Consider the following 25,799-nt stretch of genomic DNA (forward strand, 5'->3'; position numbering starts at 1 on the left):
GTGCTCATTCTACGGTGGTGGTCTGTCGGTCCGCCGTGGGCGGGCGGATCCGGGTTCCAGGGGAGGCTCAGCGACTCAGCGCGGTGGTGGCGCGATCGCGACGGGTCAGGTCCTCGTGCGTCGCCGCGGCGCGCCATCCGTCGGCCTCCAGCAGAGACCGGATCGACGCGCCCTGCAGCTCGCCGTGCTCCAGCACGAGCAGCCCGCCCGGATGCAGCAGCTCCTGCGCCCTCCTGCTGATCACGCGCACCACGTCGAGCCCGTCCGCACCGCCGTAGAGCGCCTGCGCGGGATCGTGCAGGCGGACCTCCGGATCGCGCGGGATCGCATCGTCCGGCACATACGGCGGATTGGAGATCACGACGGATGCCGTGCCGCGCAGCTCATCGAACGCCGTGGCGAGATCGCCGAGCACGAGCGTCAGGTTCGCGGCATCCGCGGTGTTCCTCGCGGCCCAGACGTGCGCCTCGGGTGAGCGCTCGACGGCGAACACACGCGCGTGCGGCACCTCGGTGGCCATCGCCAGAGCGATCGCGCCGCTGCCCGTGCCCAGGTCGATCGCGACGGGAGCGGGCGATGCGCTCTCCATCAGCGCGTCGATGGCGATCTGCACCACCGTCTCGGTCTCCGGCCGAGGCACGAAGACGCCCGGTCCCACGGCGAGCTCCAGGTGCCGGAACGCGGCGACACCGGTGAGATGCTGCAGGGGCTCCCTGGCGGCGCGCCGCGCGACGAGGGCGTCCAGCCGAGCGGCATCCTCGTCCTGCAGCCCGTCACCGCGGACGACCGCGGCCTGCAGCTCACCGCGCCCGAGGCCCAGGACGTGGCCGATCAGCAGCTCGGCATCCACCAGCGGGTCCGGGACCCCGGCGTCGGCGAGCTGCTGGGCGACGGCGCGCAGGCGCGCGGAGAGCGTGTCGGGCATCTCTCCAGCGTAGGCGTCGGAGGCGCTCGGACACATTCGGCGAATGCCGGGGATGCGGGTCGTAGGCTGAGCACGCTGATCACTCCGACATCCTTCGACGAAAGGCCCGCCATGACCGGCATCCACTCCGACATCACCACAGCATTCGGCAACACCCCGCTGGTGCGTCTAAATCGCGTCACGGAGGGCCTCGACGCGACCGTGCTCGCGAAGCTGGAGTTCTACAACCCGGCCTCCAGCGTCAAGGACCGGATCGGGATCGCCATGGTCGACGCCGCCGAGGCGTCGGGCCAGCTCAAGCCCGGCGGCACGATCCTCGAGGCCACCAGCGGGAACACCGGCATCGCGCTCGCGATGGTGGGCGCTGCGCGCGGCTACAAGGTGATCCTGACCATGCCCGCGTCCATGTCGAAGGAGCGCCGCGTGCTGCTGCGCGCGTTCGGCGCCGAGATCGTGCTCACCGACCCCACCAAGGGCATGTCGGGATCCATCGAGGCGCTGAAGGAGATCCTCGCCGAGAACCCGGACGCCGTGTGGGCGCGCCAGTTCGAGAACGAGGCGAACCCCCGGATCCACCGCGAGACCACCGCGCAGGAGATCCTGCGCGACACCGACGGGAGCATCGACATCCTGGTCGCGGGCGTCGGCACCGGTGGCACCGTCACCGGAGTCGGTCAGGCGCTGAAGGCCGTGAAGCCCGACGTGCAGGTGATCGCGGTCGAGCCCAAGGACTCCCCCGTGCTCAGCGAGGGTCACCCCGGACCGCACAAGATCCAGGGCATCGGCCCGAACTTCGTCCCGCCGGTGCTCGACCGCGACGTGATCGACGAGGTCTACCCGGTGGAGTTCGAGGACTCGCTGCGCACCGCACGCGACCTCGCCGCCAAGGAGGGACTGCTCGTGGGCATGTCCGCCGGCGCTGCCGTGTGGGCGGCGCTGAACGTCGCCCGGCGGCCCGAGAACGCCGGCAAGACCATCGTCGCGGTCGTCCCCGACACCGGGGAGCGCTACATCTCGACCGCGCTGTTCGAGGACCTGCGCGACCAGCCGAAGGACTGAGATGGGCATGATCGGGCGGCTGCGCGAGGACGTCGCAGCCGCACGCAGGCGCGACCCGGCGGCGCGCTCAGGAGTCGAGGTGGCGCTGCTGTACCCGGGGCTGCACGCCATCTGGGCGCACAGGCTATGGCATGCGCTGTGGCGGCGCGGCATCCGCTTCCCCGCCCGGATGGGCTCGCAGGTGTCGCGCTGGCTGACCGGCATCGAGATCCATCCGGGTGCGCGCATCGGCCGGCGGTTCTTCATCGACCACGGCATGGGCGTCGTGATCGGCGAGACCGCGGAGGTCGGCGACGATGTGATGCTGTACCACGGCGTCACGCTGGGCGGCCGCACGCGGGATCACGGCAAGCGGCATCCCACGCTGGAGGACGGCGTCGCCGTCGGCGCCGGCGCGAAGATCCTCGGCCCGGTGTGCATCGGGGCGCGCTCAGTCATCGGGGCGAACGCCGTCGTGACCCGCGATGCCCCGCCGGACAGCGTGCTGGTGGGCATCCCTGCGAAGGCCCGGCCGCGCGACGCGGATGAGAGCGTGCGCGCACTGCTGTCCGCACCCGACTACTCGATCTGAGCGGCCGCGTTCCGATGCCGGGTCAGGAGGCGTCGGAGCCGACGGCGGCGAGGCGCTCGGCCTCGTCGGCCTCGATGCAGGACTCGATGATCGGCTCGAGTGCGCCGTCCATCACCTGGTCCAGGTTGTACGCCTTGTACCCGGTGCGGTGATCCGCGATGCGGTTCTCCGGGAAGTTGTAGGTGCGGATCCGCTCGGAGCGGTCCATGCCGCGGATCTGCGAGCGACGGGCATCGGATGCCGCGGCCGCCAGCTCCTCCTGCTGGCGGGCCAGCAGCCGGGCGCGCAGCACGCGCATGCCGGCCTCGCGGTTCTGCAGCTGCGACTTCTCGTTCTGCATGGACACCACGATGCCGGTCGGCACGTGCGTGATGCGCACCGCGGAGTCGGTAGTGTTCACGGACTGCCCGCCGGGGCCGGACGAGCGGTACACGTCGATCTTCAGATCGTTCGGATCGATCTGGATCTCCTCCGGCTCGTCGACCTCGGGGAAGACCAGCACGCCGGTGGTCGAGGTGTGGATGCGCCCCTGCGACTCGGTCGCCGGCACACGCTGCACGCGGTGCACGCCGCCCTCGTACTTCAGGTGCGCCCAGACACCCTGCGAGGGGTCGCTGGAGGCCCCCTTGATCGCCACCTGCACGTCCTTGTAACCGCCGAGGTCGGACTCGTTCCGCTCGAGCAGCTCGGTCTTCCAGCCGCGGTGCGCGGCGTACTGGATGTACATCCGCAGCAGGTCGGCGGCGAACAGCGCCGACTCGGCGCCGCCCTCCCCCGCCTTGATCTCCATGATCACGTCGCGGGCGTCGTCCGGATCGCGCGGGATCAGCAGCCTGCGCAGCTTCTCCTGCGCGGCGTGCAGGCCCGCCTCCAGCTCCGGGACCTCGTCGGCGAAGGCCTCGTCCTCACGGGCGAGCTCACGAGCGGCCTCCAGATCCTCACCTGCAGCGACCCACGCCTCGTGCGCGGCGACGATCTTCGAGAGCTCGGCGTAGCGGCGGTTGACGCGCTTCGCCCGCGCGGCGTCGGCGTGCACCGCCGGGTCGGAGAGCTCCTCCTGCACCCGGCGATGCTCGTCGATCAGAGCCTGGACGGACTCGAACACAGATCAGTCCCGACTGCAGCTCAGCGGATGTTGTTCTCGTGCGCGTGCGAGGAGCCGGTCGAGGTGGGCGCCGGGATCGACTTCTGCATCTGGAACAGGAACTCGACGTTCGAGCTCGTCTCCTTCAGCTTGCCGAGCACGACCTCCAGGGCCTGCTGCGGGTCCAGGCCCGCGAGGGCGCGGCGCAGCTTCCAGGTGATCTTCACCTCGTCGGCCGAGAGCAGCATCTCCTCGCGGCGGGTGCTGGACGCGTTGACGTCCACCGCCGGGAAGATCCGCTTGTCGGCCAGAGCGCGCGACAGGCGCAGCTCGCTGTTGCCGGTGCCCTTGAACTCCTCGAAGATGACCTCGTCCATCTTGGAACCGGTCTCCACGAGAGCGGTCGCGAGGATGGTCAGCGAGCCGCCGTTCTCGATGTTGCGCGCCGCGCCGAAGAAGCGCTTCGGCGGGTACAGCGCGGAGGCGTCGACACCACCGGTCAGCACGCGCCCGGAGGCGGGCGCCGAGATGTTGTACGCGCGGCCCAGTCGGGTGATCGAGTCGAGCAGCACGACCACGTCGCGGCCCAGCTCCACCAGTCGCTTGGCGCGCTCGATGGCGAGCTCGGCGACCGTGGTGTGGTCCTCGGCGGGGCGGTCGAAGGTGGAGGCGATGACCTCGCCCTTCACCGTGCGCTGCATGTCGGTGACCTCTTCGGGGCGCTCGTCGACGAGCACGACCATGAGGTGCACCTCGGGGTTGTTCTGCGCGATCGCGTTCGCGATCTGCTGCAGCACGATCGTCTTGCCGGCCTTGGGCGGCGCGACGATCAGGCCGCGCTGACCCTTGCCGATCGGGGCGACCAGGTCGATGATGCGCTGCGTCAGCTTCTCCGGCGCCGTCTCCAGGCGCAGGCGCTCCTGCGGGTACAGCGGGGTGAGCTTGCCGAACTCGACGCGGTTGCCCGCGTCCTCGGGCGAGAGGCCGTTGATGGAGTCCACCTTGACCAGGGCGTTGTACTTCTGACGGCCCTGCTGCTCGCCCTCACGCGGCTGCTTGATGGCGCCGACGATCGCGTCGCCCTTGCGCAGGTTGTACTTCTTGACCTGTCCGAGCGAGACGTAGACGTCGCTGGCGCCGGCGAGGTAGCCGGTGGTGCGCACGAACGCGTAGTTGTCGAGCACATCGAGGATGCCCGCGACGGGGATCAGCACGTCGTCCTCGCCGATCTCGGTCTCGAACTCGTCGGCGTTCTGGTTCGCGCCGCCACGTCGCTTGTTGCGCTGACGCGTGCGACCGGAGCCCTGCTCGTCGTCGCCGTAGGCGTCGTCCTGCTGGCCTCCGCGGTTGTTCTGGCCGCCCTGCTGGCCGCCGTTCTGACCACTCTGGTTGTTCTGGGTGCCCTCGCCCTTGCCGCCGCGACCGCGGCTGCGGCTCCGGCTGCGGCTCCGGCTGCGACCGGAGCCCTCGCCGTCGGTCTGCTCGCCGTCGGCGGACGCGCCCTGCTCGCCCTGTGCGGACTCCACGGAAGCGGACTCGGCGGGCCTGTCGCCGGATGCCTCGGATGCGGCGCCCTCGGCCGTATCGGCGGCCTTCGAGCCGCGACGCCCGCGTGCGGGGCGCTTGGCCGGTGCGGCCGACTCATCGGATGCTGCGGCGTCCGCGGCCTCTGCCGGGGCGGCGGACTGCTCGGCGGCGGTCTCGGCGGGAGCAGCGGCCTCCTCCGTCGCCGCCTTGCCCGCGGCGCGCGACGCGCGCTTGCGGACGGGCTTCGCCGGCGCCTCGTCTGCGGCGGGCGTCTCGGCGACGGGGATGTCGAGCGTCTCGGCATCCGCCTTCTTGGCACGGGTGCGACGCGCCGCCTTCGGCTTCTCCTCAGCGGCGGGAGCCGCCTCGGATGCCGGCGCGGCCGGCGCCTCGGTCACCGCGGCCGGCGCCTCAGCCGCAGCAGTGGCGGATGCCGTGGTGGCGCGGCGCGGAGCGCGCTTGCGCACCGGAGCAGCCTCGGAAGCCGGCGCCTCAGCGGTCGGCTGGTCGTTCTGGGTCTCGGAGAAGGTCTCCACGAGTACTCCCTCATATGTCGTGGGAAATGAGCAATCCAGATGTGCGCAGCGGAAGCTGCGCGTTTCACACGCGCCGACGCAGAAGAGCGTCTGCCTGCCAGAACCTGGATGGTGCTGGGGATCGCGTGCGGATTTCGCAGAAGTGCGATGGGGCGAGATTCACGAAGTTACGTGGAGCCCTCCGCTCGATCCCTAACTGTACCACCACGCACGTCGACGGCGAGCATGTGCGCGTCCCACGGAGTGTCCGTGACGGCATCCGCCACCTCGACCGCGCGCTGGCGCGTGCCAGGACCGTCCGCGAGCACCAGCACGCTCGGTCCCGCACCGGACACGACGGCTGCGAAGCCCTCGGCTCGCAGCGCCTGCACCAGTCGCAGGGTCTCCGGCATCGCGGCGCCGCGGTAGTCCTGGTGCAGCCGGTCGGCGGTGGCGTCCAGCATCAGCTCGGGGCTCTGCGTCAGCGCCGCCACCAGCAGCGCGGATCGCGAGACGTTGAACACGGCGTCCTCGCGCGGAACGTGCGGCGGCTGCAGTGAGCGCGCGAGCGAGGTCGACATGGTGAACCCGGGCACGAACACGAGCGGCGCCACGCCGCGATGCACGAGCAGCTTCTTGTGCTGCGGTCCGCGCTCACCCATCCAGGCGATCGTCAGGCCGCCGAAGAGCGCCGGAGCGACGTTGTCGGGGTGCCCCTCCAGCTCGGTGGCCAGGCGCAGCAGCGCCTCGTCGTCGAGGTCGACGTCTCCCGCCAGCAGGCCCTTGGCGATGAGGATGCCGGCGGTGACCGCCGCACCGGACGACCCCAGGCCGCGCCCGTGCGGGACGCCGTTGAGGGCGTGGATGCGCAGTCCAGGCATCCGCCGCCCGGCGTCGGCGTAGACGTGCGCGATGGTGCGGACGACGAGGTTGCTCGCGTCCGTGGGGATCTCGGCGGCGCCCGATCCCTCGACCTCGATCTCCAGGCGGTCGTCGTCGAAGGACGACGCCGTGAGCGTGTCGTAGATGCTGAGCGCGAGGCCCAGGGTGTCGAAACCGGGGCCCAGGTTCGCGCTGGTGGCCGGCACCGTCACGATGACCGTGCGCAGCGCGCCCTCGACGGCGTGCGCCTCGAAGACGACGGGTTCCATGTCCGCCGGCACGAGGGTGACGGTCATGCTCACTCCCCTTCGACGCGCAGCACCGAGACGACGTTCTCGACGACGTCGCTGGCCGTGAGCCGCGCGACGGCCGCGCTCAGCGCACTGTCCGCCGCGCGGTGCGTTCCGATGATCAGGCGCGCGGTGCTGCGCTGCTCCCCCTCGATCGCGGGGATCGCGGTCTGCACGAGCGTCGCCACCGAGACGCCGCCCTCGCTGAGGAGGCCTGCGATCGACGCAAGCACGCCCGGCTGGTCGGCAACCTCGAGCGTGATCTGGTAGCGGGTCACGACGTGGCCGATCGAGACGATCGGCAGGTTCGCCCTGGTCGACTCGCCGACCCCGGTGCCGCCGGCCATGTGGCGCCGGGCGGCGGAGACGACGTCACCGAGCACGGCGGATGCGGTCTGCATCCCACCCGCTCCCGCGCCGTAGAACATCAGGGAGCCGGCCGCCTCGGCCTCGACGAAGACCGCGTTGTTCGCGCCGTGCACGGAGGCCAGCGGATGCGAGCGCGGCACGAGCGCGGGATACACGCGCACCGAGATCGACTCGCCGTCCTCGGTGGTCAGCCGCTCGCAGACGGCGAGCAGCTTGATCACGAAGCCGGCCTCGCGCGCCTCCTCGATCATGTCGGCGGTGATGGTCGTGATGCCCTCGCGGTGCACGGCATCCAGCGGGACCGTGGTGTGGAAGGCGAGGGATGCCAGGATCGCCGCCTTCTGCGCGGCGTCGTAGCCCTCGACGTCGGCCGTCGGGTCGGCCTCGGCGTAGCCCAGGCGCTGCGCGTCGGCGAGCACGTCGGCGAAGTCGGCGCCCTCGCTGTCCATGCGGTCGAGGATGTAGTTCGTGGTGCCGTTGACGATGCCCATGATCCGCACCACGCGGTCGCCGGCGAGCGAGTCGCGCAGCGGGCGGATGATCGGGATCGCGCCCGCGGCGGCCGCCTCGTAGTACACCGAGGCGCCGACGCGGTCGGCGGCCTCGAACACCTCGGGGCCGTGGGTGGCCAGCAGCGCCTTGTTGGCGGTGACCACGTCGGCGCCCGAGCCCAGACCCAGGAGGATGTGCGAACGGGCCGGCTCGATGCCGCCCATCAGCTCGATGACGATGTCGGCGCTCGTGATCAGCGCCTCAGGGTCGGTGGTGTACAGCTCACGGGGCAGCTCGACGTCGCGCGGCGCGTCGGGGTTGCGCACCGCGATGCCCGCCAGCTCCAGCCGCGCACCCGCGCGGTCGGCGAGCTCGTCGCCGTGCTTGAGCAGCAGGGACGCCACCTGCGAGCCCACGGCTCCGGCACCCAGCAGTGCCACACGAAGTCGTCGGTAATCAGTCATCAGCGCTCCTCAGCACATCGGGGTCGTCGGGTGTCGGGCGCGAGACGCGCGCCCGACGTCTGCAGGGGCCTCACCGCTCGATGCCGGCGTCGCGGGCGAGCAGGTCGTCCAGGGTCTCGCCGCGCACGATCACCCGGGACTCCCCGTCGCGCACGGCGACGATCGGCGGGCGGGCGATGTGGTTGTAGTTGCTCGACAGCGGCGCGCAGTACGCCCCGGTCGACGGCACGGCCAGCAGGTCGCCGGGGGCGACGTCGCCCGGAAGGTACTCGTGGTCGACGACGATGTCGCCGGACTCGCAGTGCTTGCCGACCACCCGCACGAGCACCGGCGCGTCCTCGCCGGCGCGCGACGCCAGACGCGCGGAGTACTGCGCACCGTACAGCGCGGGGCGGGCGTTGTCGCTCATCCCGCCGTCCACGCTCACGTAGCGCCGCTCCCCCTGCTCGAGGGCGACGTCCTTGATGGTGCCGACCTCGTAGAGCGTGATGCCGGCGTTGCCGACGATGGCCCGGCCGGGTTCGAAGGACAGCGCGGGGATGCGGATGCCGCGCGCCGCGCATCCCTCCGCCACCGCATCCACGATGCCCTGCGCAAGCGCCTCGATGGGCTCCGGGGTGTCGACGCGGGTGTAGGCGATCCCGAAGCCGCCGCCGAGGTTCAGCTGCGGGATGTCCCCGTCTGCCAGCAGCTCCTGGTGCAGGTCGAGGACGCGGGCCGCCGACTCGCGGAACCCGGCCACGCCGAAGATCTGCGACCCGATGTGGCAGTGCAGACCGGCGAACTCCAGGCCCTCGATCTCGCGGATGCGGGCGACGAGTCCGGGTGCGAGGGAGAGCGGGGTGCCGAACTTCTGGTCCTCGTGCGCGGTGGCGAGGAAGTCGTGCGTCTCCGCGTGCACGCCGCTGTTGACGCGCAGCATGACGCGCTGAGTGGTCCCGGTGCGCGAGACGATCGCGGCGAGCCGCTCGATCTCGATCTCGCTGTCGATGATGATCGTGCCGATTCCGACCTGGACGGCGCGCTCCAGCTCGGGCACGGACTTGTTGTTGCCGTGGAAGCCCAGCCGGCCCGCATCGGCCCCCGCGGCCAGTGCGACCTCGAGCTCACCGCCGGTGCAGACGTCGACGTTCAGGCCCTCGTCCGTCACCCAGCGCACGATGGAGGTGTTCAGCAGGGCCTTGCCCGCGTAGTACACCCGCGCGCTCGTGCCATGTGCCTCGGCCGCGGTGTCGAAGGCGGAGCGGATGGCCGCGGCACGACGCCGCACCTCGCCCTCGTCGATCACCTGCAGCGGCGTGCCGTACGTGCGGGCCAGCAGCCCGGCCTCGACTCCCCCGATGATCAGCTCGCCGTCCGCGTCGCGGTGGGCGGATGCCGGCCAGATCGCGGGCACGAGGTCATTGGCGTCCTCGGGGACGGCCAGCCATTCGGGAGCGGGCGATGAGACAGCTGAATGCACAGAGCACCAATCGTGGGCGGGACCTCGGGCGGGGAGCGCACGACGAGGCTGCCCCGATTCTAGGTCATCTCCGCAACCCCCTCCGCCTGTGTTCCCTGGCATGACTATGGTGGCCGGATGAGCCGACGAACCGATTCCCCGCGTCCCAGCGCGTTCGCCAGGGCCTCCGCCGCAGTCATCGCACGTGCGCTGCGATGGCGTCTGGTCCGGGCCGCTCTGCGCTACTCGGGACGCAGAGGACCGGTGCTCGCGGACGCGGTGACCTACCGCGCCCTGTTCAGCGTGTTCGCCGCCGTACTGCTGGCCTTCTCGGCGGCTGCACTGTGGCTCTCGCGGGACGACGCCGCATGGGATGCCGTCGTCCACGCGGTCGCCACCGCGGTGCCGGGACTGATCCGGACCTCCGGCGGCCAGGGCATCGTCGATCTCGATGAGATCCGCGCTCCCGCCGGCCTGTCGGTCGCCGGGATCGTCTCGCTGGCGGGCCTGATCGGGGCGGCGCTCGGCGCGATCAGCTCGCTGCGCGTCTCGGTCCGGTCGATCGCGGGCACGGCGCATGACGATGTCGCCTGGTACCTGGTCATCGCGCGCAACATCCTGCTCGCGCTGATCATCGCGGTCACCTTCGCCGGCGCCGCCGCACTGACCCTGGCGGGCGAGTTCGTGGTCGGCTGGCTCGCGGATCTCCTCGGCCTGACCGCGAGGTCCGCCGCAGTGCGCTGGACGGTGCGGATCGTCTCGCTCGTCATCGTGCTCGCGCTCAACGCGGTGCTCATCGCCGCGACGTTCCGGATGCTGTCCGGTGTGCGGGCCTCGGCGCGCTCCCTCTGGTCCGGCGCCGTGCTCGGCGGAGTCGCGCTGCTGGTGCTGCAGGAGCTGTCCGGACTGTTCGTCGGCGGCGCCAGGGCCAACCCCCTGCTCGCGTCGTTCGCGTCGCTGCTGGCGCTGCTGCTGTGGCTGAACCTGTCGACGCAGGTGATCCTGCTGGCGAGCGCGTTCATCGTGGTGTCGGTGCACGAGGAGCACGACCGGGTGGCGGCCAGGTTCGGAGCGACGACGCTCGCCGACGCCGCCGTGCGACTCGCCGAGGAGGACGTGCGCATCGCGACCGAGGCGCTGCGGGCGGCGCGCGCCGATGCGGAGCGTGCCGCGCCCTGACGCCGCTCAGCGCGGGCAGGTGCCGTTCTCGAGCAGCGCGGGGTCCGTGGCGATGCGGCCGTCGGCGCTGATGTCGGCGACCGCGCTGGTGCCCTCGATGCGCAGCCCGGTGAGGGTGATGCCTGCCGGCAGGTGCTCGGCGATGCAGATGCGCTGCGGCGCAGCCAGCTGCGCGCCGAGGCCGCCGAGCATCCCGGAGAGCCGCTTCAGGTCGATCTCAGCGCCGCCGAGCGTCGCGGAGACGGGCGTGAGCAGCAGGTCGCCGTCCTGGGCGCCTGGGGTGACCGTCAGGCCCACCGGGATCTCGCGTCCGAGCACACTGAGCTCGCCCTGCACGGTGGCGTCCGGTGCCGCCAGCACGACCCCGGTGATCGGCAACTGCGAGTTCTTCAGCAGCGTCGCGAACTGACTCTGATCGATGGCGACGGTGCCCTTCGCCGAGCCCAGGGCGCCGCCCCGGATCGGCACACCCGTCGCGGTCACCTGCGCGGAGCCGGCGATCCCGCCGATCGTGACCCGCTTCGAGGACAGCTGCAGCTCGTCCAGCGTTCCCGAGACCAGCTGCGGGAGCAGCACACCGGACGCCTCCACGTCGAGCTGCTGATCAGCCGGCAGCTTCAGCTCCTCGACGACCAGCGAGCGGACGATCCCAGGCAGCACGGCACGCGCCACCAGTTCGGCGGCGACGAGCAGAGCAGCGATCACCGCGACGACGATCAGCAGCACCCAGGGCCAGCGCGCACGCCGACGGCGCACGTCCGGTCCTGTCGCCGCCGCCGTCATGTCACATCCGCTCGGGCGCGGAGACGCCCAGCAGCTCCAGGCCGTTGCGCAGCACCTGACCAGCGGCGTCGTTCAGCCAGAGGCGCGTGCGGTGGACGGTCTCGATCGGGTCGTCACCCTTGGGGATCACCCGGCAGTTGTCGTACCAGCGGTGATACAGGCCGGCGAGCTCCTCGAGATAGCGCGCGATGCGATGCGGCTCGCGCACCTCGGCCGCGAACGCGACGATGCGCGGGAACTCCTGAAGCGCGCCGAGCAGGGCGCCCTCGGTCTCGTGCACCAGCAGCTCCGGGGCGAACTCCGAGCGGTCGACGCCGGAGTCGGCGGCGTTGCGGGCGACGTTGTGCGTGCGCGCATGCGCGTACTGCACGTAGAAGACCGGGTTGTCGTTCGTGCGCTTCTGCAGCAGCTCCGGGTCCAGGTCCAGGGGCGAATCGGCGGGCGAGCGCTCCAGCGAATAGCGCAGCGCGTCCGCGCCCAGCCAGTTCAGCAGGTCGTCCATCTCGATGATGTTGCCGGCGCGCTTGGACAGACGCGCGCCGTTGATCGAGACCATCTGCCCGATCAGCACCTGGATGTTCTTCTCGGGGTCCTCGCCCGCCGCTCCGGCGACGGCCTTGAGGCGGTTCACGTAGCCGTGGTGGTCGGCCCCGAGCAGGTAGATCTTGTTCTGGAACCCTCGGTCGCCCTTGTTCAGGTAGTAGGCGGCGTCGGCGGCGAAGTAGGTGTACTCGCCGTTGGAGCGGCGGATGACGCGGTCCTTGTCGTCCGTGAAGTCGGTGGTGCGCACCCACACGGCGCCCTCGTCGTCGAAGACGTGTCCCTGCGCCCGCAGCCGGTCGACGGCCTGGTCGACGAGGCTGGGCCCGCCGTCCTCGGAGGCGGCGTGCAGAGTGCGCTCGGAGAACCACACGTCGAAGGGCACATTGAAGCGCTCGAGCGAGTTCTTGATCTCGGCGAGCTGGTACTCGTAGGCCTGGTCGCGGGCGACGACGAGCTGCTCGTCCTCGGGGAGTTCCAGCAGCCCAGGGTGGGCAGCGAGCACGCGCTGGGCGAGCTCGGTGATGTACTCGCCCGGGTAGCCGCCCTCGGGGGTCGGCTCGCCCTTGGCCGCGGCCAGCACGGACTGCGCGAAGCGCTCCATCTGGGCGCCGGCGTCGTTGATGTAGTACTCGCGCACCGCGTGCGCGCCGCTGGCGAGCAGCAGGCGCACGATCGAGTCGCCGAGCGCCGCCCACCGGGTGTGCGCGATGTGCAGCGGGCCGGTCGGGTTCGCCGACACGAACTCGACGTTCACCGACACGCCGGCCTGGGAGTGGTTGGTGCCGTATGCGGCGCCCGCGTCGACGATCGTCTTCGCGAGGGCTCCGGCGGCGCCGGCCTCCAGGCGGATGTTGATGAATCCGGGACCGGCGACCTCGACGCTCGAGATCCCGTCGACGGAGGCCAGGTCATCGGCGATGCGCTGCGCGAGCTCCCGCGGGTTCGACCCGAGCTTCTTAGCCAGTCGCATGGCGATGTTGCTGGACCAGTCGCCGTGGTCGCGATTGCGGGGGCGGTCCAGCACGACGTCGGATGCCGTGAGCCCCAGCTCCTCGTCGGGTCGCAGCGACGCCGCGATCGGCGTCAGGACGGCGAGGATGGCTGCGGCGAGGGCTTCAGGATTCATAGACCGACAAGTCTACCGGCCCGGCACTCAGCGGAATGCGGCGACCGTCTCCGTCAGACGGGCCAGGATCCGGTCGTCGGGCACGCCTCCGGCGGCGCGGATGGCGAGCATCGCCGCGCCGACCGCGCCATCGCTGACCGCGCGCATGTCCAGATCGCCGGCCGCGGAGCCGAGCCGGGCGAGGAAGGCATCGCGCACCGGCCCGCTGCGGGCGAGGACGCTTCCGCCGATCACCAGCGGTCCGGGGCCCCGCAGCACTGCGGAGAGCGTGCTCGCCAGGTGCTCCCCCGCCTCCTCGAGGATGCCGCGCGCCACCGCATCGTCGACCTCGAAGGCGAAGGGCGCGAGCCCGGCGAGCTCGATCGGGGGCCGGGAGTACAGCACTCCGACCAGCTCCTCGAGCTCCTGCCAGCGCCCGTCGTGGCGCACCTCGGTGCGCGCGAGGTCGTGGTGCGCCAGCACGAGGTCGGTGAGCCCCGTTCGCGGCCCCGTGCCGTCGAGGTCCTGGACAGCCGCCCGCGCGATCGCGTGCCCGATCCAGAACCCGCTCCCCCTGTCGCCGAGGAGCCACCCCAGCCCGTCGCCGGTGCCGTCGATCCGACCGTCCTGCACGCGGATCACGCAGGCTCCGGTGCCGGAGACCAGCGCGTACCCGAACTCGGCGGCCGCCCCGCTGAAGTAGGTCGCCAGCAGGTCGGACTCGAACACCAGGCGTCCGGTGAACCCCTGCGGGGTGAGCCGGTCCAGCAGCCAGTCCGCACCGCCCGCGGCCCGCATGCCTGCCATCGCCGGCACGATCACCGCGATGTCGGCGAGGGTCCGGCCGGACGCCGACAGGGCTGCGCCCACAGCATCCAGCACACCGTCCGCGGCACGCTCCGGCCCCGCGGAGATGGGGTTACCGCGCCCGCCGACGCCGTATCCGAGGCACTCCCCGTGCAGGTCGGTCAGCACCGCCCTGGTCGAGGTCCCACCTGCGTCGATCCCCAGCAGCAGCGGTTCGTGACTCATTTGTGATGTTGTCCTATTTGACGTTTTCGTCGCGTGAGAATAGTTTTCATCTCAACGAGAAATACTCCGGGCGGGATTCAGGAGGCAATGGTGCCACGGACCAAGGACTTCGGCAACGGAATGACGATCGCGCGCCGCATCGCGGCCGGTCGTCACACCATGCCGACGGCGATGAGCAAGATCGCCGACGTGGTCACCGGTCACCCCGCGGCCCCTGTCGAGCTGACCATCACCGAGCTCGCCGACCGTGCCGGCACCTCCCCCGCGACCGTCACCCGCTTCTGCCGGGCGATCGGGTTCGACGGCTACACCCAGTTCCGCGTCGGTGTGGCGAGCGAGATCGGCCGCGGAGACGCCGACGAGAGCTGGCAGGCCGACATCGGCGAGGAGTTCGGCGCCACCGACGAGCCGGGCAAGGTGCTCCAGACGCTCGTCGCCCTGCACGTCGCCAGCCTGGAGAGCACGGCAGCGCGCCTGGACCTCGACGCCGTCATGCAGGTCGCGAACGCCATCGCCGCCTCGCGCCACGTCGACATCTACGGCGTGGGCGGCAGCGGCGTCATCGCCCGGGAGTTCCAGGGCCGGCTGTACCGCATCGGCGTCAACGCGCACGCCTGGTCGGACGTGCACGACGGCCTCACCAGTGCCGTGATGCAGAACGCGTCCTCGGTCGCGATCGGCGTGTCGAGCACGGGCCGCACCGACGAGACCGTGCAGATGCTCTCCCAGGCGGGCGCGGCCGGCGCCTTCACCGTCGCGATCACGCACGACGCGGACTCCTGGCTCGCGGGCATCGCCGACATCTCGCTCGCCACCGCGGAGCCCTCTCACTACCTGCGCCCCGACGATCTGTCCGTCAAGCACTCGCAGCTGCTGGTGCTGGATCTGCTGTACCTGCTGGTGGCGCAGCAGATGTTCGGCGAGGCATCCACGCATCTCGCCGCCAGCGCGATGGCCGTCTCCGCCCACCGTCGCCCGGTCCGCGTCCCCAAGCCCGCCCCCGTCACGGAGGAGAACCGATGACCGCCACCCCGACCGACCTGCTCCATCAGGCGACCTCCCGGCTCGAGCGTCTCGCCGCGGATGCCGAGGCGGGCGCACTGGACGCCGCCGTCGCCCTCATGGTGAAGGCGCTGGACGACGGCGGAGTGATCCACGCGTTCGGCACCGGTCACTCCGAGGCGTTCGCGATGGAGATCGCGGGACGCGCCGGCGGACTGATCCCCACCAACCGATTCGCCCTGCGCGACATCGTGATGCACGGCGACCGCGACGTCGAGGTGCTCACCGGCTCCCTGGAGCGCGAGCCGTGGGTCGTGGACGAGCTGATGGCCACGGTCCCGGTCGGCGAGGGCGACGTGTTCCTGATCGCCTCCAACTCGGGCGTGAACGGATCGATCGTGGGCACCGCGCTATGGGCGCAGGAGCACGGCCACAAGGTCATCGCCGTGACGAGCCTGCAGCACACCGCGCGCGTCGAGCCCAAGCATCCCAGCGGGAAGCGACTCAGCGAGATCGCCGACGTCGTCATCGACAACCTCGCCCCGTACGGCGACTCCACGCTCGAGATCACGGACGGCATCGGCGCCGGCGCGATCTCCTCCATCACCGCGGCCTTCATCGCGCAGCTGCTGACGCTCGGCGTCGCGCGCACGATCGCCGAGCGCGGTGAGACCCCACCGATGTACATCTCCGCCAACATCCCCGGCGGTGATGAGCACAACTCCGTCCTCGAGGACCGCTACGCGGGCCGCCTGCGGCGGGGAGCTTGACCTAAGAGCTCACCCTGGGACCCTGAGCTCGTCGAAGGGCCCGAACCCTGTACACCGATCACATCACTACGGAAGGTATGAAGATGGAACTCAAAGAAGCATCCATCAGCCGTCGCAACCTGCTGCGCGGCGCGGCCACGGCTGCTCTCCTGCTGCCGTTCGGCGCAACCCTCGCTTCGTGCGCAGCACCCGGCGGCGGCGGTGGCGGCGGCGCGGGAACCGGCAAGGTCACCGCTGACAACCCGTTCGGCGTCGCCGCCAACTCGAAGGTCGACGCGGTCATCTTCAACGGCGGCTACGGCATCGACTACGTCGAGACCTCGGCGAAGATCATGGAGGGGAACAAGAAGCTCGGCGGCGTGTCCGTCAAGGTGAACTCCTCGACCAAGATCGCCCAGGAGCTGCAGCCCCGCTTCGTCGGCGGCAACCCGCCGGACCTCATCGACAACTCGGGCGCCAACTCGATCGGATGGAACACCATCCTCGACCAGCTCGAGACGCTCGACGACGTGCTCGACTCGAACAACCTCGAGGGCACCAAGATCAGCGACACGCTGTTCGGCGGCGTCAAGGCGCCCGGTACCTTCGACGGCAAGTTCGTGGCACTGAACTACGTCATGACCGTCTACGGCATCTGGTACTCCTCCAGCCTGTTCGAGGAGAACGGCTGGACCGTCCCCACCTCGTGGCAGGACCTGAAGGCCCTCGGCGAGGCCGCCAAGGCGAAGGGCAAGTACCTCTTCCTCTGGGGCAAGGAGGCGGCGACCTACTACCAGACCATGGTGGTGGACTCCGCTGTCATCCAGGCCGGCGACGACGTGCGCCTGCCGCTGGAGAACCTCGACGCCAAGGCGTGGTCGCACCCGGCCATCCAGGGCATCCTCGAGATCCTCTACGACCTCATCAAGTCGGGCTACGTGAAGCCCGGTGGCGGTGGCACGCAGTTCACCCAGGCCCAGTCCCAGTGGAGCCTGGACCAGGAGGCGCTGCTGTACCCCTCGGGCTCGTGGATCGAGAACGAGATGAAGAAGACCACGAAGGACGGCTTCAAGATGAAGGGCATCGCGGAGCTGCCCCTCGACGCCAACCAGACGACCCCCAAGGGCACCATGCGCGCCGAGGCCGGCGAGCCGTTCATCGTCCCCACGAAGGCGAAGAACCCGGCCGGCGGCAAGGAGCTGCTGCGCACGATGCTCTCGAAGGAGTCCGCCACGGCGTTCGCCAAGGCGAAGCTCGCGCCGACCATCGTCAAGGACACGGTCCCCGCCGACGGCTTCGGCTCGACGGCGCTCGTCTCCCAGTCGGAGCTGCTGGCCGCCGCAGGCGACAACGTCTTCACCATCAAGTCGTTCAACCTGTACGGCATGAACTCCGACCAGCTGCCGATCTGGAACTCGTTCCTGGGCGGCGGCATGACGGTGGCCGAGATCACCTCTCAGCTGCAGGCCCTGACCGACAAGGTCCGCGAGGACAGCTCGGTCAAGAAGATCGAGATCAAGTGAGCAATACGACACCCAGCGGCGGACCCGGCTTTCAGACGGCCGCGGTCACTGCAACCCAGGCGGGGCGACGCATGTCGCCCCGCCTGGGCGGGCGCAGGCTGACCTTCGATTTCATCTCGTTCATCGCGGTCTTCCTGCTGCTGCCGCTGGCCATCTTCCTGATCTTCGTCATCTCGCCGTTCGTGCAGGCGCTGTACTACGCCATGACGAACTGGACCGGCTTCTCGCCGAACATGGACTTCGTCGGCCTCGACAACTACGTCCGGCTGTTCAACGACAGCACCTTCAAGCAGGCGATGCTCAACAACGTGGTGCTGGCGCTCATCGTGCCGCTCATCACCATCGTCATCGCCCTCGTCTTCGCCAGCATGATCACCGTCGGCGGCCCGAGCCACGGTCAGGTGCGCGGACTCCGGGGTTCGAGCTTCTACCGCGTCATCTCGTTCTTCCCCTACGTCATCCCCGCGATCGTCATCGCGATCCTGTGGAGCATGATCTACGCGCCGACCGGCCTGCTCAACGGCGCGCTGGGCGCGATCGGCATCGACACCGGCCAGTTCGCCTGGCTCGGCGATGCGAACACCGCCATGGGAGCCACGATCTTCGTGATCGTCTGGAGCATGGTCGGGTTCTACATGATCCTGTTCATCGCCGCGATCAAGGGCATTCCCGCCGAGACCCTCGAGGCCGCCCGCATCGACGGCGCCGGCCGCTTCCGCACCGTGACCTCGATCCTGCTCCCCCAGATGCGCGACAACGTGCAGACCGCGTACATCTACCTCGGGATCATGGCCCTGGACGCGTTCGTCTACATGGCAGGCCTGAACTCGACCGGCGGTCCGGGCAACAGCACGCTGGTCATGAGCCAGTACCTGTTCCGCACCGCGTTCGAGAAGGGCCAGTTCGGCCTCGCCACCGCCATGGGCGTGGTGCTCGCCGTGCTCACGCTGCTGTTCGCCGCACTCATCATCGGCGTGTTCCGCCTGATCGGCGGCAAGGATGAAGGAGGACGCGCATGAGCACCGACACGCGCGCCGCAATCACGATCGATCGCCACTCGGCCTCCGGCAAGGACGTGCGCACCACGAAGTCGACCGCCGGCGACAAGGTCGTCGGCGGCATCTCCCACGTGGTGATGGTGATCTGGTCGCTGATCGTGATCCTGCCGATGCTGTGGACGCTGATCGGCTCGTTCAAGACCACGAAGGAGATCTTCAAGTCCCCCTTCGGCCTGCCCGCGAACTGGAACTTCGACAACTACGTCAGCGCCTGGGTCGACAACAACTTCGGCGGCATGTTCCTGAACACCGTCATCGTCGTGGGCGTCTCGCTCGTGCTCGTGATGGTGCTCGGCGCCATGTGCGCGTACGTGCTGGCACGGTTCTCGCTGCCCGGCAGCAAGGTCATCTACTACCTGATGCTGGCGGGGCTCACCTTCCCGGTATTCCTCGCCATCGTTCCGCTGTTCATGATCCTGCAGAACATGCAGCTGCTGAACACGCTGGCAGGCCTCATCGTCACCTACGTGGCGTTCGCGCTGCCGTTCACGGTGTTCTTCCTGTTCTCGTTCTTCAAGTCGCTGCCGTACGAGATCCAGGAGGCCGCCTACGTGGACGGCGCCAGTGAGTGGCGCACGTTCTTCCAGGTGATGCTCCCGATGGCCAAGCCCGGCATGGCCGCCGTCGCGATCATGAACTTCCTGGGCCTGTGGAACCAGTTCCTGCTGCCGATCTCGCTGAACGCGGACAAGGACAACTACGTGCTCTCGCAGGGTATGGCCGCATACGCGTCGTCGGCCGGCTACGCCCTCGACTTCGGGCAGATGTTCGCCGCCGTGATGATCACGATCATCCCGGTGCTGATCGTCTACATCCTCTTCCAGCGCCAGCTGCAGGGATCCGTCTCGCAGGGCACCTCGAAGTAGCATCCGTCAGGTCCGAAGGCCCGGGTTCCGCAGGTTCCCGGGCCTTCGGCGTCCCTCAGCAGCACCCGAATTCTCTTCCGGCCGAACATGACCTACTCTTCTCCCATGACCACGCGTCCGCCGACCCGACGGCGTCGCACGGCCCTCGTGGTCGTGGGCGCTCTCGCCGTCGCGCTCACGGTGATCCTCGGGATCTCCCGGCCATGGATGCCGCCCGCGGAGACGCCGCCGATCGCGGCCGCCGAGAGCGGCGTCCAGCCCGCCCCGCTCGTGCTTCCCGAGCATCCGAAGGTGTTGGTGTTCGGAGACTCCTGGACGTACGGCTCGGCCGCCACTCCCCCGACCGACGGGTACGCGTATCTGCTCGCCGGGCTCATCGACGGAACCACCGTGGTGGACGGCGTCCGCGGCAGCGGCTACCAGAAGCCCGGACTCGACGGACCCGACTACGGGACCCGCATCAAGGCGCTGGATCCGGGCATCTCCCCCGACCTCATCGTCATCGAGGGCTCGATCAACGATCGGCGCGAGAACGCCGCGGCGTTCCCCGCCGCCGTGAACGCCGCGTGGGACGCGCTGGCCGGCAAGTTCCCGGACGTCCCGATCGTCGTGCTGGGTCCCGCCCCGCACGAGCTGCCCGTCGGCGCATCGACCGCGCGCATCGACCGCGACCTCTCACGCCTGGCGGCCGAGCGCGCCTGGTGGTACATCTCGCCCGTGCAGGAGAACTGGATCACGCCGGAGAACTACCTGCGCCTGATCGATGTGGGCGCGGGCCGCAGGCATCCGACGAACGCCGGGCACGAGTACCTCGCCGAGAAGGTGCACGACGCGCTGGAGCGCTTCAGCGCGGCGCCGGTCACCGCGGCGGACGGCGCCCATCAGAAGCCGGCGAAGTAGGGCCTGCGGCCGGATAGACGACCTGAGTCCCTCGGAGGACCGCGCCCGGGGTGAGCTCGGCCGGTGAGATGCGCCCGTCTGGCATGAGGTGCTCGACGCGGATGCCGCGGGCCAGCAGGTGGTCCGCGATGATGCGGCGATGGCAGCGCCACCACACGGCCTCCGAGCACATCACCGCGCTCCGGCTCTCGCCGCCCAGGCGCACGAGCTCGTCGAGGCCGCGGGCGAAGTCCTGGCCGAGCGCGTGATCGGCGTAGTTGTGGAAGCTGCGGTTGCGCCAGAGCGCGTTCACCTCGTCGGGGACATCGCGCTGCACGGGACGGCGACCGGTCAACTCCGGGATGCGGACATATCGGATCCCGGTGTCGGCGAGGCTCGAGGACAGCGCGTCCTGATCGAACCAGGGGAAGCGCCGGGAGCCCGGCAGCCGGCGCACGTCGACGATCCCACCGACCTCCGCCTCGCGCAGCAGGCCGAGGAACGCCTCGAGCGGATGCGTGGAGTGCCCGACCGTGAGGATCGTCGGGGCGGGCGACGAGTCAGCCATCGAGCAGTGTCAGCGCCTTGCCCCTGTGCGCCGCGATGTGGTCGGTCCTGTCGCTCCTGATCTCGTACTGCGGATCGGCCTCGCTGGCGCGGTGCGTGTGCCCCTTGTAGTCGAAGTCCGCGGTGTGCACCTTGATGATGCGGCCGCTGACGCGCCCGGCCTCGGAGTTCCAGGAGACGTGATCTCCGACCTTGAAATGCTCGGGCATGACGGGGTCCCTCCGATGGCGGCGTACAGGGCCATTGTGCCTCGGACGGCGCGTGAGGTGCTCTGCTCACATCGAGACTCGAGACGGCCTTCGGCCGTCGTGCCCCCGCGTCCCCACCGGCCACTCACCGCGCCGCGGGTGGGCGAGGTCGGGTCGCATTGCGCACGGAGGCGGCGCGGCGAGCCTCCTGGCCGGCGGGGCCCCTCTGTCGGGGGCGGGTAGAACGCTGAAATGGGCCGCCCTCCGGGCGGCCCATTTCGGCGTTCGTGCCCCCGACAGGAATCGAACCTGCGACCTACGGTACCGGAAACCGGCGCTCTATCCGCTGAGCTACGGAGGCGAACTCATCGAGCCTATCATTCAGCGGGACCCCTCCTGTGCCGCCTCACCCCTTGCGCAGAGCATCCTCCGCCGCGACCCAGGCGAGCATCGCGCACTTCACGCGGGCGACGTACTTCGACACCCCGCCCAGGGCGGCCGCGTCTCCGAGCAGCTCGGGATCGGGTTCGATCCTCCCCCTCGATCGCATCGCCTCGCGGAACGCGTCGATCCGCTTGATCACCTCGGCCTCGGGCATCCCCTCGACCAGCTCGGCGAACAGCGACGCCGAGGCCTGCGAGATCGCGCACCCGTGTCCCTCCCACGCGACGGCCTCGATCGTGCCGTCCGGCGCACGGTGCATCTGCAGGGTGATCTCGTCGCCGCAGGTGGGGTTCAGCTGGTGCGACTGCGCGGCGATCGGCTCGCGCAGCCCGTACCCGTACGGCGCGCGCGAGTGATCGAGGATGAGCTCCTGGTAGAGCCCCTGAAGGTCGGATGAGGTCATCAGTGCCTCCGGAAGAAGTCGATCGCGCGGGCCACCCCGCCGATCACCGCGTCGACCTCGTCGCGGGTGGTGTACAGATAAGTGCTGGCCCTGGTGGATGCCGTGATGCCCAGACGCCGGTGCAAGGGCTGGGCGCAGTGATGGCCCACCCGCACGGCGATGCCGGCGTCGTCGAGGATCTGGCCGATGTCGTGGGCGTGGATGCCGGCGACGTCGAAGCTCGCGAGGCCGACACGGGGCCGAGCGATACCGGAACCCAGCACCCGCACGCCGTCGATCGCACCGAGCCCATCGACGAGCATGGCTCCGAGCTCGGCCTCGTGCGCGGCGATCCGCAGCATCCCGACCCGTTCCAGGTAGCGGACGGCGGCGGCGAGCGCGATCGCCTGCGAGACGCGCTGCGTCCCGGCCTCGAATCGCTGCGGCGGCGGCAGGTAGGAGGCCTCGGTGGTGGTGACGGTCGTGATCATCGAACCACCGGTGAGGAACGGCGGCATCGCCTCGAGGAGCTCCCGCCGGCCGTACAGGGCGCCGATCCCGGTCGGACCGAGCATCTTGTGCCCCGAAAGCACTGCGAAGTCCACGTCGAGTGCGTGCAGATCCAGCGGAAGGTGCGGGGCGGACTGGCAGGCGTCGAGCAGCACCATCGCCCCTGCTTCCCGGGCGAGCGCGATGACCTCCTCGATCGGGTTGATCACGCCGAGGACGTTCGAGACGTGCGTGACGGCGACGATCCGGGTGCGCGGCCCGATCAGCCGGGCCGCCTCCTCCATGCGCAGGGCGCCGTCGTCGTCGAGCGGGATGACGCGCAGCGTCGCGCCGGTGCGTGCGGCCAGCTCCTGCCAGGGAATGAGATTGGCGTGGTGCTCCATCTCGGTGGTCACGATCTCGTCGCCCTCGCCGAGACGAAGCCGGTCCGCCTCGGCTCCGCCGCGTCCCGCCGAGGCGTTCGACAGCGAGTAGGCGACGAGGTTCACGGCCTCGGTGGCGTTGGAGGTCCAGACGATCTCGTCGGCATCGGCGCCCACGAAGCGCGCCACCGTCTCACGCGCGTCCTCGAAGGCCTCCGTCGCCTCGGCGGCGAGCGTGTGCGCACCTCGGTGCACGGCCGCGTTGAGGTTCAGGAGGTAGTCGCGCTCGGCGTCGAGCACCGCGAGCGGCCGTTGCGCGGTCGCGCCGGAGTCGAGGTAGACGAGCGGATGCCCGTTGACCTCGGTCTGCAGGATCGGGAAGTCCTCGCGGAGGCGGAGCACCTCCGCTTCGGCGAGCGAGTCCACGGTGGAGGCTGTGTTGTGCACCCCTCCAGTCTCCCACCTGCGGAGACCGAGGCGGCCGTCGTGCGTCAGGCGCTTACGGGCCGCGAGGCGATCTCAGATCAGGAACATCGGGAGCAGGCCCGGATTGTGCGCGTGCACGAGAACGGCGAACACGACCGCGTCGAACAGCAGATGCACCGTGACGACGTAGGCGAGCGAATGCGTGCGCAGGAAGATCCAGCCCTGCAGCAGGGCGAACGGGACGGTCAGCACCGGCCCCCACGCCCGGTAGCCGAGCTCCCACAGGAACGACACGAACACGATCGCCTGCAGCAGGTTCGCGACCAGGTCGGGGAAGTGCCTCCGCAGCAGCGCGAACACCGTGCAGATGAAGAACAGCTCGTCCCAGATGCCCACCGCTCCCACGCCGACGAAGAGCCGTCCGATCAGCTCGGGCGAGTCGACCACGGGCCAGTTGCGGTACACGCCGCTGGAGATGAAGTAGTACGGCAGGATCAGCCAGCCGAGCACCAGCACGGCCACCAGCCACACCCACTGCCAGCGCGCCCAGCGCCTGCGGGTGCGCCACGGGAACGAGATCGCCCGATCCCGGAACGCGAACCGCGAGACGAGGTACGGCACGAGCACCGCTCCCCCGAGCGCCAAGGTGAATCGCAGCATCGCCGCGTCGTCGAGCTGAGCCTCCAGCGAGATGGCGTGCACGATCAGCATCCCGACCGCGATGAGCAGGAGATCCCGCACGAGTGACGGCGCGCGTCCTTCGCCGATGCGCCACGTCGGCCGGTGACCGGCGAACACCACTCCCCTGTCGGACGGCCGGCGCTCCAGCAGCGCGGCCACTCCGACGCCGATCGCGATCAGCATCCACCCCAGCCAGGTCCAGCCGAGCACGAAGAACGCCGGTGCCGCGAGGCACACCAGTGCGGCGGGCCCCAGCCGCCGCCAGGCGACGGAGGTCACACCCGCGGAACCCTGCGGTATGTCAGATCCCGGATGTCGCGGCCCTTCGCGATGCCCTTGCGCTCGAAGGCGGTCATCACCCGGCCGTCGAACCGCTCGGCCCACTCCCCGTCGAAGGCGCGCTCGAACTCGGGCGCCTCGTCGAGCACCTCGCGCATCTGCAGCGCGTAGTCCTCCCAGTCGGTCGCCAGACGCAGCAGTCCACCGTCGGCGAGAGCGCGCGCGACGGTCGCCGGGAACCCGGGGCGCACGAGACGGCGCTTGTTGTGACGCGACTTGTGCCACGGGTCGGGGAAGAAGATCCACACCTCGGATGCCGCGCCCTCCGGCAGGAACGTCGACAGCACCTCAGGGGCGTTCGCCTCCACGAGACGGAGGTTGCGGGCGCCCTCGCGATCCGCGTCGAGCATCGTCCGGGCGAGCCCGGCGCGGAAGACCTCGACGGCGAGGAAGTCGTCGTCAGGGCGCGATGACGCCGCGGACACGATCGCGTGCCCCTGACCCGACCCGATCTCGACGATCAGGGGCGCGGTGCGGCCGTAGACGGATGCCACCTCGAGGCGGGCATCCGGATGCACCGAGGTGAACGCCACGTCGCGCGGGACATCGATCAGATAGAACGGAGCGAGCTCCTCGAACGCCCGCTCCTGTCCCTCGGACATCCGGCCGCTGCGGCGCACGAACGAGACCGGCTCTTCACGGAAGGTGCGGGGTTCTGGCATCCCTCCAGGGTACCGGGGCGAGCCCTCCCGGCCCGTCGGGATGCCGCGCGACCGGCCGCTCATGATACCGGAGCGGTGACGAAGTCGATCAGCTCCTCCACCCGTCCGAGCAGCGACGGCTCGAGATCGCGGAAGGTGGTCACGCGGGACAGAATGCGCTGCCACGCCCGCGCGATGTCGGCCTGGTCCTCCGCGGGCCAGCCGAACGCACGGCAGATCCCGGTCTTCCAGTCCGTGCCGCGCGGGATCTGCGGCCAGGCGCGGATGCCCATCGCGGCCGGCGTGACGCACTGCCAGACATCGATGTACGGGTGACCGACGATCTTGAGGTGCTTCCCGTGCGGGCCGCGCAGGATCTGCTCGACCATCCGGGTCTCCTTCGATCCCGGCACGAGGTGGTCGACCAGCACGCCGTAGCGGCGGGTCGCGTTCGGCGGTGCCTCCGTCAGCAGCTCCTCGAGCAGATCGATGCCCTGCAGGTACTCGACGACGACGCCCTCGACCCGCAGGTCGGCGCCCCATACCTTCTCCACGAGCTCGGCGTCGTGCCGGCCCTCGACCAGGATGCGGCTGGGCAGCGCGACCTTCGCGCGGTCGTCGGCGACGACGAAGGAGCCGGACGCCGTGCGCCTGGTGCCCTGCGGCGCGGCCTTCGGCACCACCAGTCGCACCGGCTTGCCCTCCACGAGGAATCCACCGCCCATCGGGAAGCTGCGGCGGCGGCCCTTCCAGTCCTCCAGCTCGACCATCCCGGCTTCGACCCGCGTGATCGCGCCGCAGTAGCCGTCCGCAGCGACCTCGACGACGAGATCCTTCACGGCGGGCACGTCGCTCGCCTTCGCGAAGCCGCGTTCCCGCCATCCCGCTGCGAGCACATCGCTGCCGTACCTGTCGTCCATG

The 25,799-nt window shown here is 70.2% G+C and carries 25 protein-coding genes and 1 tRNA gene; 9 read left to right on the top strand and 17 right to left on the bottom strand.

Annotated elements, in window-relative coordinates:
- Positions 1-67: 67 nt before the first annotated feature.
- A complete protein-coding gene (prmC, locus tag ACTJJ4_RS04450; RefSeq protein WP_440942186.1) occupies positions 68-925 on the bottom strand; it encodes a peptide chain release factor N(5)-glutamine methyltransferase in 858 nt (285 codons plus the stop codon).
- A gap of 111 nt (positions 926-1,036) precedes the next feature.
- Here prmC and cysK point away from each other — a divergent pair, with 111 nt between their 5' ends.
- A complete protein-coding gene (cysK, locus tag ACTJJ4_RS04455) occupies positions 1,037-1,984 on the top strand; it encodes a cysteine synthase A (protein WP_292702146.1) in 948 nt (315 codons plus the stop codon).
- Position 1,985: 1 nt separating this feature from the next.
- On the top strand, positions 1,986-2,555 hold the full coding sequence (gene epsC / locus ACTJJ4_RS04460; RefSeq protein WP_440942187.1) for a serine O-acetyltransferase EpsC: 570 nt from the start codon (positions 1,986-1,988) through the stop codon (positions 2,553-2,555).
- A 22-nt stretch (positions 2,556-2,577) separates the two neighbouring features.
- Here the strand turns inward: epsC and prfA are convergent, their stop codons facing one another.
- The 5 genes from prfA to lysA form a co-directional block, all read right to left on the bottom strand.
- Entirely contained in the window at positions 2,578-3,660 is a 1,083-nt protein-coding gene (prfA, locus tag ACTJJ4_RS04465) for a peptide chain release factor 1 (RefSeq protein WP_440942188.1), read from the bottom strand.
- 20 nt (positions 3,661-3,680) lie between these two features.
- Entirely contained in the window at positions 3,681-5,702 is a 2,022-nt protein-coding gene (gene rho / locus ACTJJ4_RS04470) for a transcription termination factor Rho (RefSeq protein ID WP_440942189.1), read from the bottom strand.
- 167 nt (positions 5,703-5,869) lie between these two features.
- Positions 5,870-6,832, bottom strand: a complete 963-nt coding sequence (gene thrB / locus ACTJJ4_RS04475; RefSeq protein WP_440942817.1) for a homoserine kinase — start codon at positions 6,830-6,832, stop codon at positions 5,870-5,872.
- 29 nt (positions 6,833-6,861) lie between these two features.
- Entirely contained in the window at positions 6,862-8,178 is a 1,317-nt protein-coding gene (locus tag ACTJJ4_RS04480; RefSeq protein WP_440942190.1) for a homoserine dehydrogenase, read from the bottom strand.
- Between the two features lie 70 nt (positions 8,179-8,248).
- The gene (lysA, locus tag ACTJJ4_RS04485) at positions 8,249-9,640 is read right to left on the bottom strand and encodes a diaminopimelate decarboxylase (RefSeq protein WP_440942191.1); all 1,392 of its coding nucleotides are present in this window, start codon (positions 9,638-9,640) and stop codon (positions 8,249-8,251) included.
- Between the two features lie 117 nt (positions 9,641-9,757).
- Here lysA and ACTJJ4_RS04490 point away from each other — a divergent pair, with 117 nt between their 5' ends.
- The gene (locus ACTJJ4_RS04490; RefSeq protein ID WP_440942192.1) at positions 9,758-10,798 is read left to right on the top strand and encodes a YhjD/YihY/BrkB family envelope integrity protein; all 1,041 of its coding nucleotides are present in this window, start codon (positions 9,758-9,760) and stop codon (positions 10,796-10,798) included.
- Positions 10,799-10,804: 6 nt separating this feature from the next.
- Here ACTJJ4_RS04490 and ACTJJ4_RS04495 read toward each other — a convergent pair whose 3' ends face one another.
- From ACTJJ4_RS04495 to ACTJJ4_RS04505, 3 genes are read right to left on the bottom strand one after another with little or no spacing between them, the layout of a single operon-like run.
- Positions 10,805-11,581 (bottom strand): LmeA family phospholipid-binding protein, encoded by a 777-nt coding sequence (locus ACTJJ4_RS04495; RefSeq protein WP_440942193.1) that lies wholly within the window; start codon positions 11,579-11,581, stop codon positions 10,805-10,807.
- Between the two features lies 1 nt (position 11,582).
- Positions 11,583-13,250, bottom strand: coding sequence for an arginine--tRNA ligase (gene argS, locus ACTJJ4_RS04500; RefSeq protein ID WP_440942194.1), 1,668 nt, complete (start codon positions 13,248-13,250; stop codon positions 11,583-11,585).
- A 27-nt stretch (positions 13,251-13,277) separates the two neighbouring features.
- The gene (locus ACTJJ4_RS04505; RefSeq protein ID WP_440942195.1) at positions 13,278-14,261 is read right to left on the bottom strand and encodes an N-acetylglucosamine kinase; all 984 of its coding nucleotides are present in this window, start codon (positions 14,259-14,261) and stop codon (positions 13,278-13,280) included.
- Positions 14,262-14,351: 90 nt separating this feature from the next.
- Here ACTJJ4_RS04505 and ACTJJ4_RS04510 point away from each other — a divergent pair, with 90 nt between their 5' ends.
- The 6 genes from ACTJJ4_RS04510 (at position 14,352) to ACTJJ4_RS04535 (ending at position 20,359) form a co-directional block, all read left to right on the top strand.
- A complete protein-coding gene (locus tag ACTJJ4_RS04510; RefSeq protein WP_285633359.1) occupies positions 14,352-15,284 on the top strand; it encodes a MurR/RpiR family transcriptional regulator in 933 nt (310 codons plus the stop codon).
- Entirely contained in the window at positions 15,281-16,033 is a 753-nt protein-coding gene (locus ACTJJ4_RS04515; protein WP_440942196.1) for a sugar isomerase domain-containing protein, read from the top strand. Before ACTJJ4_RS04510 ends, ACTJJ4_RS04515 begins: the two co-directional genes overlap by 4 nt.
- Positions 16,034-16,116: 83 nt before the next feature.
- The gene (gene ngcE, locus ACTJJ4_RS04520; RefSeq protein ID WP_440942197.1) at positions 16,117-17,535 is read left to right on the top strand and encodes an N-acetylglucosamine/diacetylchitobiose ABC transporter substrate-binding protein; all 1,419 of its coding nucleotides are present in this window, start codon (positions 16,117-16,119) and stop codon (positions 17,533-17,535) included.
- A gap of 71 nt (positions 17,536-17,606) precedes the next feature.
- Positions 17,607-18,554 (top strand): carbohydrate ABC transporter permease, encoded by a 948-nt coding sequence (locus ACTJJ4_RS04525; protein WP_285633367.1) that lies wholly within the window; start codon positions 17,607-17,609, stop codon positions 18,552-18,554.
- Positions 18,551-19,459, top strand: a complete 909-nt coding sequence (locus tag ACTJJ4_RS04530) for a carbohydrate ABC transporter permease (RefSeq protein WP_440942198.1) — start codon at positions 18,551-18,553, stop codon at positions 19,457-19,459. The genes ACTJJ4_RS04525 and ACTJJ4_RS04530 overlap by 4 nt, the downstream gene beginning before the upstream one ends.
- 105 nt (positions 19,460-19,564) lie before the next feature.
- Positions 19,565-20,359, top strand: coding sequence for an SGNH/GDSL hydrolase family protein (locus tag ACTJJ4_RS04535; RefSeq protein ID WP_440942199.1), 795 nt, complete (start codon positions 19,565-19,567; stop codon positions 20,357-20,359).
- Here ACTJJ4_RS04535 and ACTJJ4_RS04540 read toward each other — a convergent pair.
- The 8 genes from ACTJJ4_RS04540 to ACTJJ4_RS04575 form a co-directional block, all read right to left on the bottom strand.
- The gene (locus ACTJJ4_RS04540) at positions 20,319-20,906 is read right to left on the bottom strand and encodes a DUF488 domain-containing protein (RefSeq protein ID WP_440942200.1); all 588 of its coding nucleotides are present in this window, start codon (positions 20,904-20,906) and stop codon (positions 20,319-20,321) included. The two genes, ACTJJ4_RS04535 and ACTJJ4_RS04540, sit on opposite strands and share 41 nt — an antisense overlap.
- Positions 20,899-21,114, bottom strand: coding sequence for a DUF2945 domain-containing protein (locus tag ACTJJ4_RS04545; RefSeq protein WP_440942201.1), 216 nt, complete (start codon positions 21,112-21,114; stop codon positions 20,899-20,901). The genes ACTJJ4_RS04540 and ACTJJ4_RS04545 overlap by 8 nt, the downstream gene beginning before the upstream one ends.
- A gap of 267 nt (positions 21,115-21,381) precedes the next feature.
- Positions 21,382-21,454: transfer RNA gene (locus tag ACTJJ4_RS04550), tRNA-Arg, on the bottom strand.
- Positions 21,455-21,499: 45 nt separating this feature from the next.
- Complete coding sequence (sufU, locus tag ACTJJ4_RS04555) at positions 21,500-21,940, bottom strand: Fe-S cluster assembly sulfur transfer protein SufU (RefSeq protein ID WP_440942202.1); 441 nt, start codon at positions 21,938-21,940, stop codon at positions 21,500-21,502.
- On the bottom strand, positions 21,940-23,238 hold the full coding sequence (locus tag ACTJJ4_RS04560) for a cysteine desulfurase (protein WP_440942203.1): 1,299 nt from the start codon (positions 23,236-23,238) through the stop codon (positions 21,940-21,942). The genes sufU and ACTJJ4_RS04560 overlap by 1 nt, the downstream gene beginning before the upstream one ends.
- 72 nt (positions 23,239-23,310) lie before the next feature.
- A complete protein-coding gene (locus ACTJJ4_RS04565; protein WP_440942204.1) occupies positions 23,311-24,177 on the bottom strand; it encodes a CPBP family intramembrane glutamic endopeptidase in 867 nt (288 codons plus the stop codon).
- Entirely contained in the window at positions 24,174-24,899 is a 726-nt protein-coding gene (trmB, locus tag ACTJJ4_RS04570; protein WP_292702091.1) for a tRNA (guanosine(46)-N7)-methyltransferase TrmB, read from the bottom strand. Before trmB ends, ACTJJ4_RS04565 begins: the two co-directional genes overlap by 4 nt.
- 59 nt (positions 24,900-24,958) lie before the next feature.
- Positions 24,959-25,798 carry a DUF3097 domain-containing protein gene (locus ACTJJ4_RS04575; RefSeq protein ID WP_440942205.1) on the bottom strand — a complete coding sequence of 280 codons (840 nt, stop codon included), beginning with the start codon at positions 25,796-25,798 and terminating at the stop codon, positions 24,959-24,961.
- Between the last annotated feature and the right edge of the window lies 1 nt (position 25,799).

The sequence above is a fragment of the Microbacterium sp. 22195 genome (genome assembly GCF_052056515.1).
Lineage (GTDB): Bacteria > Actinomycetota > Actinomycetes > Actinomycetales > Microbacteriaceae > Microbacterium.

Excerpts from the sequence above, each read along its gene's own strand:
- prmC (WP_440942186.1), bottom strand. The coding sequence starts at position 925 with ATGCCCGACACGCTCTCCGCGCGCCTGCGCGCCGTCGCCCAGCAGCTC.
- cysK (WP_292702146.1), top strand. The coding sequence starts at position 1,037 with ATGACCGGCATCCACTCCGACATCACCACAGCATTCGGCAACACCCCG.
- epsC (WP_440942187.1), top strand. The coding sequence starts at position 1,986 with ATGGGCATGATCGGGCGGCTGCGCGAGGACGTCGCAGCCGCACGCAGG.
- thrB (WP_440942817.1), bottom strand. The coding sequence starts at position 6,832 with ATGGAACCCGTCGTCTTCGAGGCGCACGCCGTCGAGGGCGCGCTGCGC.
- ACTJJ4_RS04480 (WP_440942190.1), bottom strand. The coding sequence starts at position 8,178 with ATGACTGATTACCGACGACTTCGTGTGGCACTGCTGGGTGCCGGAGCC.
- ACTJJ4_RS04490 (WP_440942192.1), top strand. The coding sequence starts at position 9,758 with ATGAGCCGACGAACCGATTCCCCGCGTCCCAGCGCGTTCGCCAGGGCC.
- ACTJJ4_RS04495 (WP_440942193.1), bottom strand. The coding sequence starts at position 11,581 with ATGACGGCGGCGGCGACAGGACCGGACGTGCGCCGTCGGCGTGCGCGC.
- argS (WP_440942194.1), bottom strand. The coding sequence starts at position 13,250 with ATGAATCCTGAAGCCCTCGCCGCAGCCATCCTCGCCGTCCTGACGCCG.
- ACTJJ4_RS04505 (WP_440942195.1), bottom strand. The coding sequence starts at position 14,261 with ATGAGTCACGAACCGCTGCTGCTGGGGATCGACGCAGGTGGGACCTCG.
- ACTJJ4_RS04515 (WP_440942196.1), top strand. The coding sequence starts at position 15,281 with ATGACCGCCACCCCGACCGACCTGCTCCATCAGGCGACCTCCCGGCTC.
- ngcE (WP_440942197.1), top strand. The coding sequence starts at position 16,117 with ATGGAACTCAAAGAAGCATCCATCAGCCGTCGCAACCTGCTGCGCGGC.
- ACTJJ4_RS04525 (WP_285633367.1), top strand. The coding sequence starts at position 17,607 with ATGTCGCCCCGCCTGGGCGGGCGCAGGCTGACCTTCGATTTCATCTCG.
- ACTJJ4_RS04530 (WP_440942198.1), top strand. The coding sequence starts at position 18,551 with ATGAGCACCGACACGCGCGCCGCAATCACGATCGATCGCCACTCGGCC.
- ACTJJ4_RS04535 (WP_440942199.1), top strand. The coding sequence starts at position 19,565 with ATGACCACGCGTCCGCCGACCCGACGGCGTCGCACGGCCCTCGTGGTC.
- ACTJJ4_RS04540 (WP_440942200.1), bottom strand. The coding sequence starts at position 20,906 with ATGGCTGACTCGTCGCCCGCCCCGACGATCCTCACGGTCGGGCACTCC.
- ACTJJ4_RS04545 (WP_440942201.1), bottom strand. The coding sequence starts at position 21,114 with ATGCCCGAGCATTTCAAGGTCGGAGATCACGTCTCCTGGAACTCCGAG.
- sufU (WP_440942202.1), bottom strand. The coding sequence starts at position 21,940 with ATGACCTCATCCGACCTTCAGGGGCTCTACCAGGAGCTCATCCTCGAT.
- trmB (WP_292702091.1), bottom strand. The coding sequence starts at position 24,899 with ATGCCAGAACCCCGCACCTTCCGTGAAGAGCCGGTCTCGTTCGTGCGC.
- ACTJJ4_RS04575 (WP_440942205.1), bottom strand. The coding sequence starts at position 25,798 with ATGGACGACAGGTACGGCAGCGATGTGCTCGCAGCGGGATGGCGGGAA.